The sequence below is a fragment of the Pedosphaera parvula Ellin514 genome, from assembly GCF_000172555.1.
GTDB lineage: Bacteria > Verrucomicrobiota > Verrucomicrobiia > Limisphaerales > Pedosphaeraceae > Pedosphaera.
In genome coordinates this window covers 75,236-92,619 of the sequence record NZ_ABOX02000017.1, presented here as the reverse complement: position 1 = coordinate 92,619, position 17,384 = coordinate 75,236, and the positions used below count along the sequence as shown (strand labels likewise).

The 17,384-nt window shown below is 50.1% G+C and carries 15 protein-coding genes; 6 read left to right on the top strand and 9 right to left on the bottom strand.

Annotated features, from left to right (window positions below; translation table 11 throughout):
- The first annotated feature begins 43 nt into the window (after positions 1-43).
- Positions 44-469, top strand: coding sequence for a hypothetical protein (locus CFLAV_RS14930; protein WP_007415599.1), 426 nt, complete (start codon positions 44-46; stop codon positions 467-469).
- Between the two features lies 1 nt (position 470).
- On the opposite strand, the gene CFLAV_RS14925 is transcribed toward CFLAV_RS14930, so the two are convergent.
- Both CFLAV_RS14925 and CFLAV_RS14920 read right to left on the bottom strand, forming a co-directional pair.
- A complete protein-coding gene (locus CFLAV_RS14925; RefSeq protein WP_007415598.1) occupies positions 471-1,547 on the bottom strand; it encodes a calcium:cation antiporter family protein in 1,077 nt (358 codons plus the stop codon).
- A gap of 40 nt (positions 1,548-1,587) precedes the next feature.
- Positions 1,588-1,890, bottom strand: coding sequence for a DUF167 domain-containing protein (locus CFLAV_RS14920; RefSeq protein WP_007415597.1), 303 nt, complete (start codon positions 1,888-1,890; stop codon positions 1,588-1,590).
- 114 nt (positions 1,891-2,004) lie between these two features.
- Here CFLAV_RS14920 and CFLAV_RS14915 point away from each other — a divergent pair, with 114 nt between their 5' ends.
- A complete protein-coding gene (locus tag CFLAV_RS14915) occupies positions 2,005-2,226 on the top strand; it encodes a hypothetical protein (protein ID WP_007415596.1) in 222 nt (73 codons plus the stop codon).
- 130 nt (positions 2,227-2,356) lie between these two features.
- On the top strand, positions 2,357-3,025 hold the full coding sequence (locus CFLAV_RS14910) for a 3-keto-disaccharide hydrolase (protein ID WP_007415595.1): 669 nt from the start codon (positions 2,357-2,359) through the stop codon (positions 3,023-3,025).
- A 22-nt stretch (positions 3,026-3,047) separates the two neighbouring features.
- Here CFLAV_RS14910 and CFLAV_RS14905 read toward each other — a convergent pair whose 3' ends face one another.
- From CFLAV_RS14905 to CFLAV_RS32365, 4 genes are all read right to left on the bottom strand, one after another.
- Positions 3,048-4,601 (bottom strand): alpha/beta hydrolase-fold protein, encoded by a 1,554-nt coding sequence (locus CFLAV_RS14905; protein ID WP_050785772.1) that lies wholly within the window; start codon positions 4,599-4,601, stop codon positions 3,048-3,050.
- A 120-nt stretch (positions 4,602-4,721) separates the two neighbouring features.
- A complete protein-coding gene (locus CFLAV_RS14900; RefSeq protein ID WP_007415593.1) occupies positions 4,722-5,486 on the bottom strand; it encodes a hypothetical protein in 765 nt (254 codons plus the stop codon).
- Positions 5,487-5,533: 47 nt separating this feature from the next.
- Entirely contained in the window at positions 5,534-6,766 is a 1,233-nt protein-coding gene (locus CFLAV_RS14895) for an MFS transporter (protein WP_007415592.1), read from the bottom strand.
- A 198-nt stretch (positions 6,767-6,964) separates the two neighbouring features.
- Positions 6,965-8,803: a virginiamycin B lyase family protein gene (locus tag CFLAV_RS32365; protein ID WP_007415591.1), complete on the bottom strand. Its 1,839-nt coding sequence runs from the start codon at positions 8,801-8,803 to the stop codon at positions 6,965-6,967.
- A 275-nt stretch (positions 8,804-9,078) separates the two neighbouring features.
- Between CFLAV_RS32365 and dnaB the strand changes: the two genes are divergently transcribed.
- The 3 genes from dnaB to CFLAV_RS14875 are packed head-to-tail and all read left to right on the top strand — an operon-like array spanning position 9,079 to position 13,680.
- The gene (gene dnaB / locus CFLAV_RS14885; protein ID WP_007415590.1) at positions 9,079-10,542 is read left to right on the top strand and encodes a replicative DNA helicase; all 1,464 of its coding nucleotides are present in this window, start codon (positions 9,079-9,081) and stop codon (positions 10,540-10,542) included.
- Between the two features lie 3 nt (positions 10,543-10,545).
- Positions 10,546-13,035 (top strand): outer membrane protein assembly factor BamA, encoded by a 2,490-nt coding sequence (gene bamA / locus CFLAV_RS14880; protein ID WP_007415589.1) that lies wholly within the window; start codon positions 10,546-10,548, stop codon positions 13,033-13,035.
- Between the two features lie 15 nt (positions 13,036-13,050).
- Positions 13,051-13,680 (top strand): OmpH/Skp family outer membrane protein, encoded by a 630-nt coding sequence (locus CFLAV_RS14875; RefSeq protein ID WP_007415588.1) that lies wholly within the window; start codon positions 13,051-13,053, stop codon positions 13,678-13,680.
- 63 nt (positions 13,681-13,743) lie between these two features.
- Here CFLAV_RS14875 and CFLAV_RS14870 read toward each other — a convergent pair whose 3' ends face one another.
- From CFLAV_RS14870 to CFLAV_RS14860, 3 genes are all read right to left on the bottom strand, one after another.
- On the bottom strand, positions 13,744-14,925 hold the full coding sequence (locus tag CFLAV_RS14870) for an aldo/keto reductase (RefSeq protein WP_007415587.1): 1,182 nt from the start codon (positions 14,923-14,925) through the stop codon (positions 13,744-13,746).
- 88 nt (positions 14,926-15,013) lie between these two features.
- A complete protein-coding gene (locus CFLAV_RS14865; RefSeq protein WP_007415585.1) occupies positions 15,014-16,261 on the bottom strand; it encodes a hypothetical protein in 1,248 nt (415 codons plus the stop codon).
- 135 nt (positions 16,262-16,396) lie between these two features.
- A complete protein-coding gene (locus CFLAV_RS14860) occupies positions 16,397-17,161 on the bottom strand; it encodes a type II secretion system protein (protein WP_007415584.1) in 765 nt (254 codons plus the stop codon).
- Positions 17,162-17,384: the final 223 nt, after the last annotated feature.

Below are 17,384 nucleotides of genomic sequence, written 5' to 3'. Positions count from 1 at the left end.
AAAATGCCTCAATTTTGGAAATGAATCCTTTTCTGCCATCATTATGACTCTTCAAGAAGCTACCAAGTTGATCAAAGAATGCGCCGACCAGATGAATGCCCGGTACAAGAAGACGGTTTTTGATGAATGGGCGATTATCTCGCTGGCCCAGAAAAAGAGCAGAATTTTGAATTATATTGGACCGCGCAATGATGATTTTCTGAAGAATTTTGCCAATGACCTTGGAGCTTTGCGTGCTGAACTGGTGAAGGATCGGCACGGGGTGGGGGATTTTGAATTTACCAGGCATGGAGTGGGAACGTTGTTCGAGGCCTTTGTCGTCCTGGGCGATGGGATTTATCTTATTTGCAATAATACCTCCCAAACGATGGAAGACATTGCTAAACATCCGCAATGGCTGGAAGCCCAAAAGCCATTCGTCGAGTTCAGTGATAAAGTTCGTTCCAGTCCGCTCGTGTATAACCTATAGCTCATTTCAATAAACCCTTGTAGAGAAAATAGCCGTAGGCCGCGGTAAGTCCCAGTCCTGCGAGACGAGGCAATCGATTAAAGAAGCCTACAAATAGCAGGTGCACTACGGTCGCCCCAACCAGCAGAAGCATGCCCGCCTGGAAGAACTGAGGCATTGTTATGGATTTAAACAAAGCAAAGATGCCGATGCAGAGCGGGATGCAAATGTGTCCGTCCCCGACCTGCGAGGTATAGACGACTTCAGGGCGTTTCGTGATGGCGTAGTAAATTGCCAGCATACCATTTGGCACCACCATCAACCAGCCGCTGAGCCAACCGATGTATTTGGCGCTGATAAAACCGGTATGAATTTTTGAAACATAGGCTACCAGCCAATCGGTGCTAATGTAGACAGCGAAAGCCCCCACACCCAACAGGAGCAAATCGACTGCCAGCATCCAATCGAAGCTGCGATTCTGCTGAACATTGCCTTTCAGCACTTCAAAGACGTGAAAGCATTGCCAGAATAGAAAGATGCCAACGAGCACAATCCCGTCAGCAAAGTCGATCTTTCCATCCCCGCCCACAATCCAGGTGGCGCCCGTGAAGAACAAAACAGCGATGAGGGTCAGCAGCAGGGAGAGTTTGTTGAGCTTGTACACGTTCTGACTGGATTTGGGTTCCTTTTTCTTCTTCTTCTTCTTCTTTCCCTTCCCATTATTGTCCTGCTTTTGGGGAATGATGCTCATGTTCCAAAAGATGGCAGGGAAGCCGAGAATGAAGGTCATGTTCGTGACGTTGTTCACGAGGCAATTCGTCATTACTTCGCTGGCTTCTCCACCCTGCCTGCCGAGTACATATGCGAATATTAGATTCCCGATCCCGGAGCAGTAGGGCATGACAAGGGTTCCCAGGATTGTTCCTTCCAAGCCTGATTTAGCCATATTTTCCAACCGCCAGATCATGAGGAAGGAGGCAAGGAGAAAGAGGACGAGGAACAGCCATGGGGCGACCGAGCCGGTTGCTTCAATACATTTTACGATTTCTGACTGCACCGTGTAGAGTAAAACAAGATACGGGCGAGTTGGCAATCGCACTGCAATAATAATGTTCCAAAATGCAGGATTCCCGATTTAGTCAATCGTGGGAAATAAGCCTGGTCAACACGGCATTGGCTTCCAACCCATGCAATTTAATTACTTTGTGACGGGAGGTATGGCCACGCACGAGTTCAACCTTGCCGCGAGGACATTTCAAAATATCAGCAAGGAGTCGAAGCAACGCTTCGTTTGCGGCTGCATCCACGGGAGGTGCGGTGACTTTGATCCGTAGTTCATTGCCAAGAGGCTCCCCGATTTGATTCGCGGAGGCTCGCGGTTGCAGCTTAATCGAAAGTAAAAGTCCATCCGGCAGGATTCGAAGAAAACCGGGTGTGGTCATAAAATCTTTATTGCATTGCCTGAGGGAACCTTTCCCGCAATGCTTGGAAAAAGATTGGACGGAAATGTGTCTTAGCGCCATCACAATTCACGGTCAAGCGGAACTGGAGAAAGTATGTTGAAACTGGACGCGAGCTTCTTATTCGCCTCACTCATCTGGGGAGCCATCGGCACCGGATTCTTCATCTTTGGTTGGAAGCAGAAATCGTCGATTCCTCTTGCGGGTGGACTCTTGTTGGTTGTTCTTTCCTATTTCATCAGTTCTGCAGTTTATATGTCAGCGGCTTGCATACTGGTTTTGATCGTCATGTATTGGATGAAAAAACAGGGTTATTGAACCATTTATGAAAAGGTCATTTCAGATTCTTAGCTTCAGTCTTTCTCTCATTTCTTTGTGGGGAGTCGGATGCGCCACACGGCAAGACCAAACTCGAAGCGACTCGCCAAAATCCTCTCCAAGCCCACAGATGAAGCCAGCAGCACCACAGGCTGCCTCAGCAAGTGATTCGGATGTTAATTTTGAAAAAGCGGCTGCCACGCCTTCGGCTCCATTGGCCGGAGCAGGATGGAAGAGTCTCTTTGATGGCAAGTCTCTGCAAGGTTGGGAACTTACGCCATTTGGAGGACATGGGACGACGGAGGTGGAATCCGGGTTGATTGTAATCAACATGGGTGACCAATTGACTGGCATCAACTGGACCAATGAGGTGCCGAAAGTGGATTATGAAATCGCGCTCGATGCGATGCGAGTGGAGGGGTCGGATTTCTTTTGTGGACTTACATTTCCCGTGAAGGATTCGTATTGCAGCCTGATCCTGGGTGGATGGGGCGGCGCATTGGTTGGTCTGTCCAGTATTAATGGTGAGGATGCCTCTGAGAACGAGACCTCGCAGTATCACAAATTTGAAAAGGGCAGGTGGTACCGCGTGCGAGTGCGGGTGACAGCAGAGAAGATTGAAGCCTGGCTGGATGAAAAGAACATCATTGATGTATCGACTGAAGGGAAAAAGATTTCCCTGCGTTACGGAGATATCGAACGCTCAAAGCCGCTTGGCATTGCCACGTGGCAGACGACCGGGGCGATACGGCAAATCAAATTGCGTCATCTGGATGCTGCAGAAACGGTTGGAAAATAGAGCGCTCTGCAAATTGCGAAGCCTACTTTTCAGTCGCCGCTTTCATTTCATTCATCATTTCCCGCATGGAAACGTCGGACCAAGTGTGGCCTTTGACCGGGCCATAAACAATCCGGCCTCGGTAGGCAGGATCTGCATGCGAAAGGAAACTGTCCATCAGGTGGACGCCATTATTGAGGAAATAGTTGTCCGCATCGCCCACGGCGATATGAATTTTGCCCTGAAGTTTAGGGGCAAGGGCTTTCCAATTCTTGTGCAGAATTAGATTCAGGTCATGGCTCTTCCATTTTTCAGCCACCTCATGGTTTAGCTTCCCGGTTTGAGGATCCCATAATGGTATTGGCTGACCATCGGCTCCCCTGGGTCCATAAGCAGCATTCCAGGCGCACCATTGTCCACCGGATAAGGTCCAACTGTTTCCGCGACCGAGGACATTTTCCATCAGCACTTCGCGGCGCATGATTAATTTGGTGTCTCCTTGCAAAGTCCGCTCACTCGGCCGTTCAAATCCAAACTTATTTACGTAGGCATTTGTGTCAGAATAAATGTCGATCAATTCGAAGGCGCGGAAATCCACCCCGTCCGGTGAGGAGCTCCAGACACCATTGAAAAAATCAGGATAGAATATCTGGAGCGCCAGCGATGCCCAACCACCAGTAGAAGCGCCGGAAAGCACGCGAGCCCGGCTCTTGCCAATTCCTCGAAAGTGCCTTTCCACATAAGGAATCAGTTCCTGCGTGATGGCATCGCCGTAGGGACCGTTATTATCGGAGTTGATTTGGTAGCAATCGCCATAAGGACCGGCGCCGTCCAGTTGCAACATGATCATTTGTGGAGTTCCGTCTGCAAGCCAGGTCTTTTGAAAATCAGATTTTTCGCCCATCATAGAGTGCACGGCGGTGTAACGGGTATCCAGTCCGCCAACGCGCACCCAGAGGGGATATGTTTCGGAAGGCTTCCGGTTAAAATTGCGCGGCAGAATAATTCCTGCCCGCAGATAGATGGGGCGGCCATGGAATTTGCTCAGGAGAGCTGATTGTATTTGAACGAATTTTACGAGCTCGGTATCTGCTGGTAATTGCTCTGGTCCAATCTGCTGACTGAGTTGGAGACAGACTGTATTACTTATGGCGTGATCGATATGAACTTTGGCAACCGAACTGTACAAATCACCAGGGGCATTCGGCAGGCGAAGGTCTTGATTCACCATCAGCAATGCCTGGACAAAATAATCTCCTGTCGGGAGTTCGGAAGGATTGGGAATAGGGCAGGAAATGGTTGAGTGATCGAGCAGGAGTTTTTGAGACGAAACAAAATCGTCGGCATCGCGGCCAATGATGACAGAGCCGTCGTTGATGGCGAACCTCGGTTCGGGAGATTCCTTTTGGTTAAGGATGACCAAAAGACGTCCGGTTTGAGGCGTTGCGACAAGGCCCTGCTTGAGAGTCACCTCAAAGCGGAGGCTGGCTTCGTTGGTTGCAGAGAAGCTCTCGAGACAGAAGAGTAAAAGAAGAAAACCCAGGATTGGCGGGAGCAGCTTGGAAGACTGCACTTTTGGAGCAAAATGTGGTTTCAATTTGGTATCCCTGTTTTCAAGCGAAATTGATTAATTCTTTTGGGCGACATCCTTTTGAAGCTGGTGTAACAAACCGTCGAGAAGTTTTGCCCAGAGTTCAGATCGAAGTTCTGGGGATCATCATGAGCGTCTGGAATACCCGGCATCGATATTGGCGTGGAAGGCGGGAACCATCCAGGTACCGTGTTCCACACTGGCGATTACATACAGTAGAGCCAGACGGTCCAGTTGCGATTCTGTAAACCCAGGATCGGGAGCAATGCCATCATTTCCAGGACGTCCTTGCGGGTCGGTGCGGCGAGGCTGGATGAGTTCGGTATGAACGAACAAACCGCGACTTTTTTCCTTCAATACTTTGGTTTCAAATTTGGTGGCACGCCACGGAGTGGTGAGGGGGTGGGGAGCGACGGATTGTCCGAGCCGGTTGACGAAAAAGTGGGCTGCATGGTTGCTGCCCCAGAAAGTGAGGCCGTTATAAAACCAGGTGGCTTCGTTGATGTTTGTAGGGAATGTCTTTTCGTGATAGTTCGGTGCACTGACGTCATGGATCACAAAATATTTTGCCTTTAATGTATTTGTGATTGCGCCGCCGATTTCAGCATCCGTTATTTTGTGGCTGGACAGGTAAGATTGTAGTTGTGACCGGTCCACAGTCATGGGTTTCCCAATGAGGTCCTCCTGTGGATTCGGGAGAGAAGTCAACGGTTTGCCAAGTACACCATATTCGGCAACCGGACGCAGCAGCCACCTGGCTTGTTCAAGCGGGGGAGCGGAGAACTCCAGTTTAGCCTCGTCAAAAGGCAGGCGGACATCTGAGCCTTGAGTGTTGAGGGAGCAAAGCGAAAGGAACGCTAAGGCTAAGGTCTGGCAAAATCCTTTGATCATAAAGGTATGCCGGAACGAATAGCAGCTGAGAGTGAACTAGTCGAGGTTTATGAGCCGGCCTTTTGCGGTTCAGCCGCAACTGCTGGCGCGTGATCTCGACTGAGGCGTTGCCAGGCGAGAATTCCGGTAAGCAGAGAGATTGCACCACAAATCAAGTAAGGATACGACTGCTGATATGTAAAAAGTGGCAGGGCGAATAGTGGACCAATAATGCGGGCCAGACTGCCTGCGCTTTGGGCAACACCAATCGTGACCCCTTGTTCCTGGGCAGAACTGAAGTTGGAAATCATTCCGAATACTGGAGGGCGGGTCAAACTGGAACCAATCGAGAGAAGAGCCAGTAGAATCAAGACCTGAGTCCAGTTTTGTGCGAAGGGCAATGGTCCCAGGCTTATGGCAACTAGAAACAAGCTCAGGGCGATGAGCTTCGGTTCACCCAAGGCTTTGACCAGGCGACCGGTGGCACCGCCCTGAACCAGCGCCCCAACCAAGCCTGCGTAAATGAACAGATAAGACACTGTTCTGATGCCCTTAGCCGAATCGAACTTAAGGGAAAATTTTGACAAAATGAGTAAGCCGAGCGTGGATTCAAAGCAGGTGAAACAGAAGGTTGCCAGGAAGAAAATGCCGATCAGAAGGCCGACCTTTGGCCGCGACAGGGTGTGCATCCATTGAGCCAAATGAGGACGCGGAGCAACATGTTCGGAAGAGGGTTTCCAGCTTTCAGGCAGGATGGTCAGAGCGAGAAAGAAATTTATGGCGCACAGAGCAAACGCCGCCCAACCGGGACCGGAATCGCCGAAATAAGTTCGCGCGACAGCGGCCAGGATTGGGCCGAAGATAAATCCGAGCCCGAACGCCATGCCGATCAAGCCCATTCGTTTGGAACGGTTTTCGGGAGGGGTGATATCGGCAATATAAGCTTGGGCCACAGTAATGTTGGCACCGCAAACACCAGCGAATGCGCGTGAGGCTATAAGGAGGATGAGTGCTGTGCCTCCTTGCTGCATCGAGGCGTAGGCAAAAATCAGATAAGAAACTGCGGCTCCCGCGGTGCTGGTAAGCAGAACCGGGCGGCGACCGATGCGATCCGAGAGACGACCCAGAAAAGGTGCGAAGACAAACTGCATGAAGGAGTATGCAGCCATGACCAGCGCAATCTGCCAACCGGTCGCATTGAAATTCTTTGCGTAAATCGGCAGCAGGGGAATGACGAGCCCGAATCCGATGAGGTCGATGAATACGGTCAAAAATATAATGCCAACAGAAGGTTTTCTCATGGGGCTTGGACTAGAAATTTTTGCACGAGCCGGAATTGTATGTTGACCGCATAGGCAGAGTTTATGTGCGAAAGCGGTATAGTCAAGCGGAGGGCTGAGCTCGTCTTTGAAAAAGCAGAAACACTCTTGCAGATTTTTCGGGGAGGCCTGATTAAATCGGTTCGTCAAATGCACCAACCATCCGAAAAAACTCTCCAACTAAGGCAACAATCTGGCTCTATAAAAGAGGCTGGGGGAGTTCGATGAACCTTTTATAATGACCTGATAGGGGGTGGTGCTAATAGTGAAATTGGTAATCAGCAGCCAGTTCGCCAAATTCGTCGAACCATCCACCTCATACTTGTCGCCAGCCTGGCCACTCAGAGTCAAACCAGTGTCTCCGCCGGGAAGTCTTTGGATTTTGCTGAACAAAACCGGTACTGCAATCGGGGGGATGATGACATTCAGTAGTGCGTTGGAGCTGGTAATTGAGCCAAAGGCATTGGTTACGACGATGGAATAATTTCCAGCATTGTTCGTCTGCACATTCGTGATTACAAAACTGCTCTGAGTAGCACCTCCGATGTTTGTGCCATTAAATAGCCACTGATAGGTCAGTGGAGCGGCCCCGGCAGCAGTGGCACTAAAACTAACATTAGTGCCAAGATCGACTGTCTGGCTGAGCGGTTCGCTCAATAGAACTGGGACCAGCGAATTGACGGTCAGCGAAGCACTTGAGCTGGTAACAGAGCCGAAGTTATTGCTGACTTTGACAGAGTAATTTCCACCATTGGTTGTCTGCACATTCGTGATTACAAAACTGCTCTGAGTAGCACTTCCGATGTTTGTGCCATTCAATAGCCATTGATAGTGCAATGGTGCTGGACCTGTGGCAGTGACGGTAAACGTGACATTAGTGCCAGGATTTACAGTCTTTCCCTGGGGTTGCTTGGTGATGGCAGGTTTCTGCTGGACGAAAAAGTGATAATAGGTGTTGCCAGTCGGTTCGGTAATCCAGACGTGGCTATCCTTGGGATTGAGAACCAGGTAGGAAAGAGTGGGGAAATAGTTCGTTGCAGGGAGGTGGTATTCGGTAACCAAATGTGTGGAAATATCGACCGAACCGACGGAGTTCGAATTGTACTCACTGAACCAGATTACGCCATTATTCGTATCAATTGTGATACCGTAGGGTCCATTGGTGCTCAGGACACTGGTTGCAGAAGGCAGCTTGAATTCCGAGATCACCCCATTAGTTGTGATGCTGCCGATCCGTTGACCAGCGTATTCAGTAAACCAAAGACTATTCTTGGAATCAGACACAATGTCAAACGGAACACTGCCGGCCGTGGGGAGAGTGTACTCATGCACCACATGATTTGTTGGGTTGATGCTACCGATCTTCGCCTTGGCGCCTTCAACGAACCAGAGGTTGCCATCCGGACCCGGGGTGATGTTGTAAAGGAGGCTGTTGGTGGCGATAACATTTCCGTTACCCGTGATGCCGCGGTACTGGCTAAAAACTCCGCTCGCGGTTACGGCTCCAAGCGCATTGTAGGTTAATTGGGTAAACCAAACGCGACCGTCAGACCCTTTGGTGATGCCTGCAGGGTTGGAGTTGGTGGCGGTAGGGATCAGGAACTCGGGGAGAAAAACTCCATTGGTGGTGATGCGGCCAATTCTATTTGCGTGTGCTTCCGTGAACCAAAGATTGCCATCGGGGCCGGTGGTGATCCCGTAGGGGCGCGTGTCGGCAGTCGGAATTACAAATTCCGTTATGAAACCGGGCCCTTGAACGCTGGATGCGTTGGCCTGGATCCTGGCAATCCTGTTGCCGCTAAATTGTGTCAACCAGAGATTGCCATCCGGCCCCAAAGTAATTGACTGCGGAAGACTGGCTATGACCGGGAAGGGGAAGATATTTACTTCGGGAGCAGCTCCCGCCCTCATCAAGCTTGTGAAAACGAGCAGTGTTGCCAGAAAAGCCAGCCCCAAGCCACGGCATCGGATTGCAGCAGGGCAGGTCTTGAAAGATATACTCGTCTTCTGATTATTCATTTTACAACTCGCATTCTCAGCATTTGGAAATCTCCGCACATCCCTCTAGCGGCGGCGGCGGTTATTACCAAGGCTAACCATATAGGCGATTTTAAGATTTTCGTCCAAGCGAAAATACTGGGCGAGAGTAAAGGCAACCCGTGGAAGGGCAAGTGAAATTAAACTGCCACTTCCTCCACGGATTGGGTTGTTGCCGGCACATTGTGAAAAACCTGTGTGTAAGAACCTGAGAATAGAGGTTTACAGCTGCCGTCCCTTTTCGTTTCAATGATAGTATGAGTGACGGAATGTCTGATGGTGCCGGTGCACCGGGTGATTTTAAGAAGTCCCGCAGGAAAAAAGCTGGTTTTGTCGAAGCGGCTCCCAAGCTGGACCGCTTGCCACCGTATTCTCCGGAGGCCGAGCAGGGGGTGCTGGGATGCATACTTCTGTCGCCAAATGATTGCATCGGTGAATGCGTGGAAAAGTTGAAGGCCGGACCGGAGTCTTTCTATGACCTCCGGCATCAAGTGATCTTCGAGAATTTGGTGGAAATGTATGATAAACGCGAAGCCATTGATCTTATCACTTTGCAGCAGCGATTGAAGGACAAGGCCAAGCTGGATGAGGTGGGGGGGCTTGTTTATCTCGGGACTCTGCCTGACACCGTTCCGTCCGCGGCCAATCTGAGCTTTTACCTCGAGATCGTTTATGAAAAGTTCATTCTCCGGAAGATGATTTATGTCTGTACCGATGTGGTGAACCGGGTGTACAGCTCGGAGGAGGAAGTGGATACGCTTTTGGACGAAGTAGAGCGGGATATTTTACGAATCAGTGAAACGCGCGCTGAAGGGGCTACAGACAAGATGAAGGATCTGGTGAAGAAAGCCATTTCCACCATCGAAGATTACCATCAGCGGCAAGGAATGTTGACTGGAATTCCGACTGGTTTTGCCGACTTTGATAAAATGACGAGCGGGCTGCACGGGGGAGAAATGGTGGTGTTGGCTGCCCGTCCCAGCATGGGCAAAACCTCCCTGGCGATGAACATCGCCGAACATGTGGCGATCGATCAAAAGCTACCCGTCGGGGTGTTCAGCCTGGAAATGACTTCGGAATCCCTGGTGATGCGTATGTTGTGCTCACGATCGAAGGTAAACATGCGCAATGTGCGTGAGGGGTTCCTGGCTGAGCGGGATTTCCCAAAGCTGACCAGCGCTGCCGGCAAGCTGGCCAACGCGCCGTTGTTTATCGATGACACCTCCGGCCTGTCGATTCTGCAGCTCCGCGCGAAGGCCCGGCGCATGTCACAGCAGTATGGAATCAAGCTGTTTGTGATTGACTACTTGCAGTTGCTCCATTCTACTGCGCGCCGAGCCGAGAACCGGCAGCAGGAGATTGCGGATATCTCGAACGGGGTGAAATCGTTGGCGAAGGAACTGGATGTTCCCGTGATCGTGTTGAGCCAGTTGAATCGTGAGTTTGAGAAGGACAAAGATCGCAAACCGCGCTTGTCGGACTTGCGTGAATCAGGTTCAATCGAACAGGACGCTGACCTGGTGTTGTTGTTGTACAAACCAACGAAGGAAGATGATGATGATGCGCCCGCGCAGGAACAGGAAGCGATAGCGGTGAACCTGTTGATTGCGAAGCAGCGTAACGGGCCGACGGGTGACGTGCACTTGACGTTCATGAAGCCCTATACACGTTTTGAAAACGCAGCAAAAGTCAGTGATGATGATGTGCCGACTGGAAATTAGCCGATGAACACCTTTATCCGCCGCGGCGGTTTCCTACTCCTTTTATTGCTGGCTTACGTGCCGAATTCATCGGCGCAATCCCTCTTCGATAAAGTCGCGCAAATCATCATTACCAACGTTGGCCCGGCGACGGTGAGTGAAGATCTGGTTCGGGCGAACATTCATGTCAAAGTGGGAGATCCTTATGTCCGCACCAGTGTCGATGACGATGTGAAGAACCTGTATGCCACCGGCTACTTCTTTAACATCCAGGTTCTGGATAACTTCACGGACAAGGGAGTGGTGCTTACCTACATCCTGCAAGGAAAGCTCCGGCTGACCGGGATCAAATTCGAGGGTAATACCAAGTATAGCAACTCGAAGTTGCTCAAGAAAGTTACCTCCAAAATTGGAGATCCGCTGGACGAGCGAAAACTATTCACCGATTCCCAGGAAATTCAGAAGATGTATCAGAAGTCCGGGTATCCAAGAACCACGGTTAAATATGTCATCAGTAACATTGATGAGCGTGCGGGCCGGGCGAGTGTGATTTTTGAAATCCAGGAGAGTCCCAAGATCAAAATTGTGGAAGTTGATTTCACCGGGGCGAATGCTTTTTCCCAAAAGAAATTACGGCGCGTAATCAAGACCAGAAGGCATTGGTGGTTGTCCTGGCTGACCCGGAGTGGAATTTTCAAGCCGGATCAGTTTGACGAGGATCAGGAGAAATTGAAGGAGTTCTACCAGGAAAAGGGTTATATCGATTTTGAAATCAAAGATATTCGGATCACCAATCCCACGCCGAAGACAATGCGGATCGAGTTCGTGATTTACGAAGGCAATCTATACAAAGTGGGTGCAGTAACATTTAAGGGGAATCTGCTCTTCAATACGAATGATATTTTCCGGGGATTGAAGTTGCAGCACGAACAATCGCACGCGAAGACCAAGATTGGTGAGCATGGTCTTCAGGCCGATGTGGGCATGACTTTCACTCCTCAGGGCCTTCAGGATGATATTCATGCGATCGAGGATTTTTACGGTTCCAAAGGTTACATCGATGTGAAGCAAGGGGCGAACCTGCGGGTAAACAAGATCGCAAATACTGAGAACGGAACAATGGATCTGGAGTACAACATTGATTCCGGCGAAAAGCAATACATCGAGAAGATCGAGATCAAAGGCAACGTAAAGACCAAGGACAAGGTCATCCGCCGCGAATTGGCAGTTTCGCCGGGTGACACATTCGACATGGTGCGCGTCCGGTTAAGCAAACAACGTTTGGAGGGTTTGCAATATTTTGAAAAGGTGGATACGCAACCGGAACCAACGGTCATTCCGAATCATAAGAATCTGATTGTCGGAGTGGATGAGAAGTCCACCGGCCAGTTTACCTTTGGGGCAGGATTCAGCACGGTAGATAGCATTTTAGGCTTTGCCGAAATCAGCCAGTCCAATTTCGATCTTTTCAAGCCGCCTTACTTCACTGGTGGAGGTCAGAAGTTCCGCCTGCGCGTGCAGCTTGGCACACAACGCCAGGACTATCTGATTTCCTTTGTGGAGCCGTGGTTCCTGAATCGTAAGCTGGCTCTGAGCATAGATCTCTTTCACTCGGTGTATAACTTCCAAAGTCTGGATAATCTTTATAACGAAACCCATACTGGAGCCAAGCTGGGGCTAACCCGGGCTCTGGGAAGCGATTTTCTGATCGGAGGAATCAGTTATACGGTTGAAAATGTTGGCATTGTTGATGTCAACGAAAACGCTCCTGCCACTATTTTTAACGACAGTGGAAATACGCTGCTTTCGCGCTTTGGTGTTTCGCTGGCCTACGATACTCGCAACAGCACGACCTTGCCGAACAAGGGCCAGAGAACAGAAATTTCAGCGGAAGTTGTCGGCGGACCTTTGGGTGGAGACGCCAATTTCTATAAAACTGAAGTGAAGAGCGCCTGGTATTTCAAAGGGTTCGCGAAGGATCATGTGCTTGAAATCGTGGGCCGCGCGGGAGTGGCCGATCGTTTGTATGGTTCGAAGGATTTGCCATTCTTTGAACGTTATTACCTTGGTGGTCAATATTCTCTCCGTGGCTACGATTATCGTGGAGTCGGTCCGCGAGAGGCTACGCAAAACGGCCAACAATTTGAACCCATTGGTGGCGATACCTACTGGATGGCTTCGGCGGAATACAGCATTCCAATCATCTCGCGGTTAAGGTTTGCGGTGTTCTATGACATCGGAAGCGTTTATGCGCTGCCTTACAGTTTCCAGACCTCACAGATACATGCAAGAGGACCTGTCATCCCGGGAGCACCGACTCCACTTGGCGCTTTCCAGGATTATGGCGTGGCAGGCAGTACGACAGCCTACAGCGACAACTGGGGCTTGGGATTGCGACTGGATTTACCCATCGGACCACTGCGACTGGACTATGGCATTCCGATTCATCATGATATATTTAATAGTAACAGTGGAAAGTTCCAGTTTGGCGTCGGATTTGCCCGTCCATTATAAGTTAACGATCAAAACATGAAGACTATTTTAAAACGAATTCTACCAGTATTGCTGTTGACCTCTTTGCTCAGCATCCCGGCCATGGCAGAAAGCCGCATTGCGACCATCGATTTGCGCAAAGTATTTGATAACTACTGGAAACGCCAGCAGGCGGAGGCAGCGCTGAAAGATAGAGCTGCGGAGTTCGACAAGGAATATAAGTCGATGGTGGATGACTACAACAAGGTAAAGGAAGATTATAACAAGATTATTGCCTCTTCCAATGACCAGTCAGTGACCCAGGAAGAAAGGGACAAGCGCAAAAGTTCAGCGGAGGCGAAACTGTTGGAAATTAAGAGCAGTGAAAATACCATTCGGGCTTTCGAGAACAATGCCCGGGACCAGCTTGATACGCAGCGCAAGCGGATGCGTGACACAATTCTTCAGGAGATTCGCAACGCCATCAGCGCGAAGGCCAAGGCAGGCGGCTTTAGTCTGGTGGTTGACAGCGCGGCTGAATCCATTAACAACACGCCGGTGGTGCTCTATGACAATCATGATAACGACCTGACTGATGGCATTCTGTCCCAGTTGAATGTCGGTGCTCCGCCAACAGCGACGAAGGAGACTCCCGCGGCAGACGATAAGAAGGAAAATAAGAAATAATCCTTCAAGGGAATTTAAAAGGCCAGCTGCAAGGCTGGCCTTTCTCATGTACCAGAAGAGAGATCAACTCTCGCTCAATCGTTTCTTGGGAGCTTCAAATAACATTTCGTGTGCTTCCTTCAGAATGGCCGGGATTTTTTCAGCAAAGGGGCTGCGTTGAAGAACCGCAGCGAGATTGAGCGAATCCACTTTGCTGGAGTTCTCACCAGGAAACCAATGGTCCGCCTGGCCGAGAAGATTGTAGCGCATTTTTCCCCAGGCGACTAAATCCAACGACTTCGCATAAGTCCACAGCCGGAGAATCTCCAATATATTGATCTGGCCTGGAACATCGATGTATTGAGGCAAGCCTCGGAACCAAGCCTTGCACCAGTCTGCGCCCAAGGTGCGTTCCATCTCAGTTCGCAACCTTTTTTCAATGGGGGTGATGGTGGCCTGTAACTCGTCGTAATAGTCCAATGCCTTGACATGTTCGTCGAAGTCCGATGGTTTGGCGGCACCGCAACTGAGGGTGTGCACCTCGGGCCGAGCCAGGCAATAGAGATCGTTGAAAATCATCGGGGATAACGGAGCGCAGAGATCGACGAGTTTTTTCGGTGGGTCGTATAGTTTGCCGCCCTTGTCATTGGGGCTGATGATAAAGACGCCCATGTCTCTCTTTCGCGCCTCGGTGATCGTAGCCCAGTTCAGATCGTTGACGAAATACCAATGCACGTTGAAGTAATCGAATTCGTCTGTGGCGATGGCTTCCTGGATGATGTCTGTAGTGGCGTGGGTGGAAAAGCCGATAAAGCGAACCCGGCCGTCCTTCTGGAGCTTGCGTGCCGCGGCAAGACATCCGTTCTTTTTCAGAGAATAATCGAGCAGTTGACGGTTGTTAATTCCGTGGAGGGAGAGCAGTTCCACGTGATCGAGCTTTAGATAAGCCATCGACTGCTCAAACTTTTTCAAGAACTCGGCGGGATTCTCGGTTGGTCCCACCTTCGTTTGAACTATAATTTTGTTGCGAGGCAGAGTCGGCAGGATATTGCCGAGTTGCATTTCCGAGGATCCATAGCCGCGAGCGGTTTCAATATGGTTGATGCCGAGTTCGATGGCACGATGGATCGTGGCTTCCAGGTTCGCCTGGTTGTCATGGGGAATTTCCTTTGGGTCGACATCCTGCCACTTGTATTGATAGCGCATGCCTCCGCACGAGATCACGGGCATGGCAAGTTCAGTCCGGCCAAAGCGTCTGTATTTCATGTGCGAGAATTATGGCATGGAAATGGAATTCAGCAACGAAGAGAAATTGATCTTTTGCTGCTTCTGTCCACCCCGGAAGAAAGAGGTTTTAGCGGCTAAGATGGTAAACATGGACTTCGAAAGGAGCGAACCAATCTGCAAATTTTCCATCATGTAATTCCACCTTCCGCGGGGATTCATAGACCACCTCGCCAATGGACTTGGTGGCCGGAATGCCAGTGAATTCAATCCGGGCTGTGGTGCCACCGCGTTTGCAGGCCAGGATGTAAATATCAGATCCGACTTCACGCACGCAGAATTCCATATCCTTCGGATCTTTTATTTTAATGGGGAGTTTCGATTCCGAGGCAACCAGAGCAGGGGCGAGCAGACTTTTATTTCCTACTTCCTCAACCACGGGGCGTAAAACATTTTTCCAGAAGGTCCAGTTCCACCCAAGTTTGGCATCCTCTGGTGGCATCGCCGTTTCAATGTTTCCGCCGAAATAGAGAATACCACGGGCCCCATTGATAATGGCTTCGTAAGTCATGAATCGCTCCTCTGGGAAGGTGGGGAAGCGCAAGGTTTTGCCCGGTCTCACAACTCCGCTCCAGGCGATTTGAAGCACCATCCAAACAGGCATTTTGCCGTCGGCAACTTCCATCATCGTCCTGGTATAATCGCCAACCATGTTGATTTCCTTGTTCGTGAGGAGCGAGTGAGTGCCCGGCGGATAACCAATGGGGTAAATATCGGCTCCAGTGATATCCGAGGCGGTGTTGTAGGGGCGGAGGGTCTGGACTGTTCCTCGCGGTGCCTGAATGATGGCAAGAGGATGGTTGGGATCGAGTTCACGAATTATTTCGCGTGCTTTTACCAAAGGTTCGATTTTAGCTTTACCCCACTCAGGCTCGTCCGTGCCTTTCCAAATACCCAGCCCAGGATGGTCTTTGAATTGAGTGACGACGCGGCGAAGCATCGCTTCATGTTTGGTATCGTGACCTTTGATGCTGGCGAGGTCATGCAAATAGAGCCAGCAATACATGCCGTAACGAGCGGCCGCATCCTCCCATTTTTGCTCGGTTACGAAGGTCTGCTCATCCCATGGATGACCATTGGCTCCGGTGCGGAAGAAAGTGCCACCTGCATCGGCCAGTTCCTCAATGCCATTTTTTCCATTCGGCGCCTTGCTATCGGGAGAAGGTGCGAGCGTGAAGCCAATGGGAAAAACCTTTTTGCCATTGATCACCAGAACATTGTCGGAATTGATGGTGACTTTGTTTCCTGCCTGGGCATCTAGTCGGACGGGCAGGAAAGTAATAATCAAGAGGGTGGCGATCAGCCAAGAAGTGTCCATCTCAATGAATAGTAATGATGTGTCATCAAGTATCCGAAAAAGTTAAGTCGGAATACTCTTCAAGTTTTGGCTCGTGCACGATAGGGGGCTTGGCTGCGAATGAAACCATAAAATATGCCCGCGAACTGCTCAAAATCAATTGTAAGGAGTCAACTGTGTTCCGTGGTCCTCGGAAAGCTCGTAGCGATAATTCCATTTCGGGCGAGTGATCCATTCCGCATGACCATCACAGAAAATCACATGACCGCCTTCCATGCCGTGACCCCAATAAGGGTTGGGATAGTTTTGCCAGGGCCAGTCCGGATTGTGAGGTTCCATCGCATCGAAGATGAGCCAGATATCACTGGGACCAACGACCGTGTCGCGAAGCGGGAGGTTGACATGGCGATAGGCTTGAATGCTTTTTGTGGTCTTTCGCGTGTAGCTGGGATCGTAGAAAGATCCAAATACTTCATAGCTATGACCATAGTTTGTCATCCGTCCAGCAGCTTTATCATCCAATTGTCGGAGTTTTTTGATGATGCCCCCGTTGTATAGAAAATCGTAAGTATCATTTGGATCCACGTTGTTCCTAGTGCTCGGGTTGACGAAGACCTTCACGGATTTGATACCTGGACCACCGTTAAGGCCATAGAGCCAATTAAGATCGTCATCATCATGGATGGCTTGTGCTCCTGTTTTCAAAGATCCTGTCAGTCTTCCATCAGAATCATCTTCAGCATAGAGCATGCTCCCCAAGCCCATTTGCTTGCAGTTGCTCAGACAGGCGGTGCGATTGGCCTTTTCCTTGGCTTTCGCGAGTGCCGGGAGGAGCAGCCCAGCCAGGATGGCGATGATGGCAATGACCACCAACAGTTCAATCAAGGTGAAGGCTTTCGAGGGGAAGATACGAATTCTCATATTCTCTGTGCCGATTCTGATTTGGAGTTTTGAAACTATCGAACAAAACTAGTACCGTGATTTTATTTCGTCAATTGGTATTTCGTGTGGAACACAGAAAAAAGGGCCGAAAACATTAAGTAATGTTAGCATCTTGATTAACTTGGCGAGCGTGTTTGTCGCGCTGAAAATTATTGCTGCAGTTTCTGCAAAAGCTTTGGCTGGCTTGAATGCCAACTGGGTT

Coding starts and splice junctions, on each gene's coding strand:
- CFLAV_RS14920 (WP_007415597.1), bottom strand. CDS start 1,890: ATGACCACACCCGGTTTTCTTCGAATCCTGCCGGATGGACTTTTACTT.
- CFLAV_RS14895 (WP_007415592.1), bottom strand. CDS start 6,766: ATGAGAAAACCTTCTGTTGGCATTATATTTTTGACCGTATTCATCGAC.
- CFLAV_RS14900 (WP_007415593.1), bottom strand. CDS start 5,486: ATGATCAAAGGATTTTGCCAGACCTTAGCCTTAGCGTTCCTTTCGCTT.
- CFLAV_RS14875 (WP_007415588.1), top strand. CDS start 13,051: ATGAAGACTATTTTAAAACGAATTCTACCAGTATTGCTGTTGACCTCT.
- CFLAV_RS14910 (WP_007415595.1), top strand. CDS start 2,357: ATGAAGCCAGCAGCACCACAGGCTGCCTCAGCAAGTGATTCGGATGTT.
- CFLAV_RS14870 (WP_007415587.1), bottom strand. CDS start 14,925: ATGAAATACAGACGCTTTGGCCGGACTGAACTTGCCATGCCCGTGATC.
- CFLAV_RS14860 (WP_007415584.1), bottom strand. CDS start 17,161: ATGAGAATTCGTATCTTCCCCTCGAAAGCCTTCACCTTGATTGAACTG.
- bamA (WP_007415589.1), top strand. CDS start 10,546: ATGAACACCTTTATCCGCCGCGGCGGTTTCCTACTCCTTTTATTGCTG.
- CFLAV_RS14930 (WP_007415599.1), top strand. CDS start 44: ATGACTCTTCAAGAAGCTACCAAGTTGATCAAAGAATGCGCCGACCAG.
- CFLAV_RS14915 (WP_007415596.1), top strand. CDS start 2,005: ATGTTGAAACTGGACGCGAGCTTCTTATTCGCCTCACTCATCTGGGGA.
- dnaB (WP_007415590.1), top strand. CDS start 9,079: ATGAGTGACGGAATGTCTGATGGTGCCGGTGCACCGGGTGATTTTAAG.
- CFLAV_RS14865 (WP_007415585.1), bottom strand. CDS start 16,261: ATGGACACTTCTTGGCTGATCGCCACCCTCTTGATTATTACTTTCCTG.
- CFLAV_RS32365 (WP_007415591.1), bottom strand. CDS start 8,803: ATGAATAATCAGAAGACGAGTATATCTTTCAAGACCTGCCCTGCTGCA.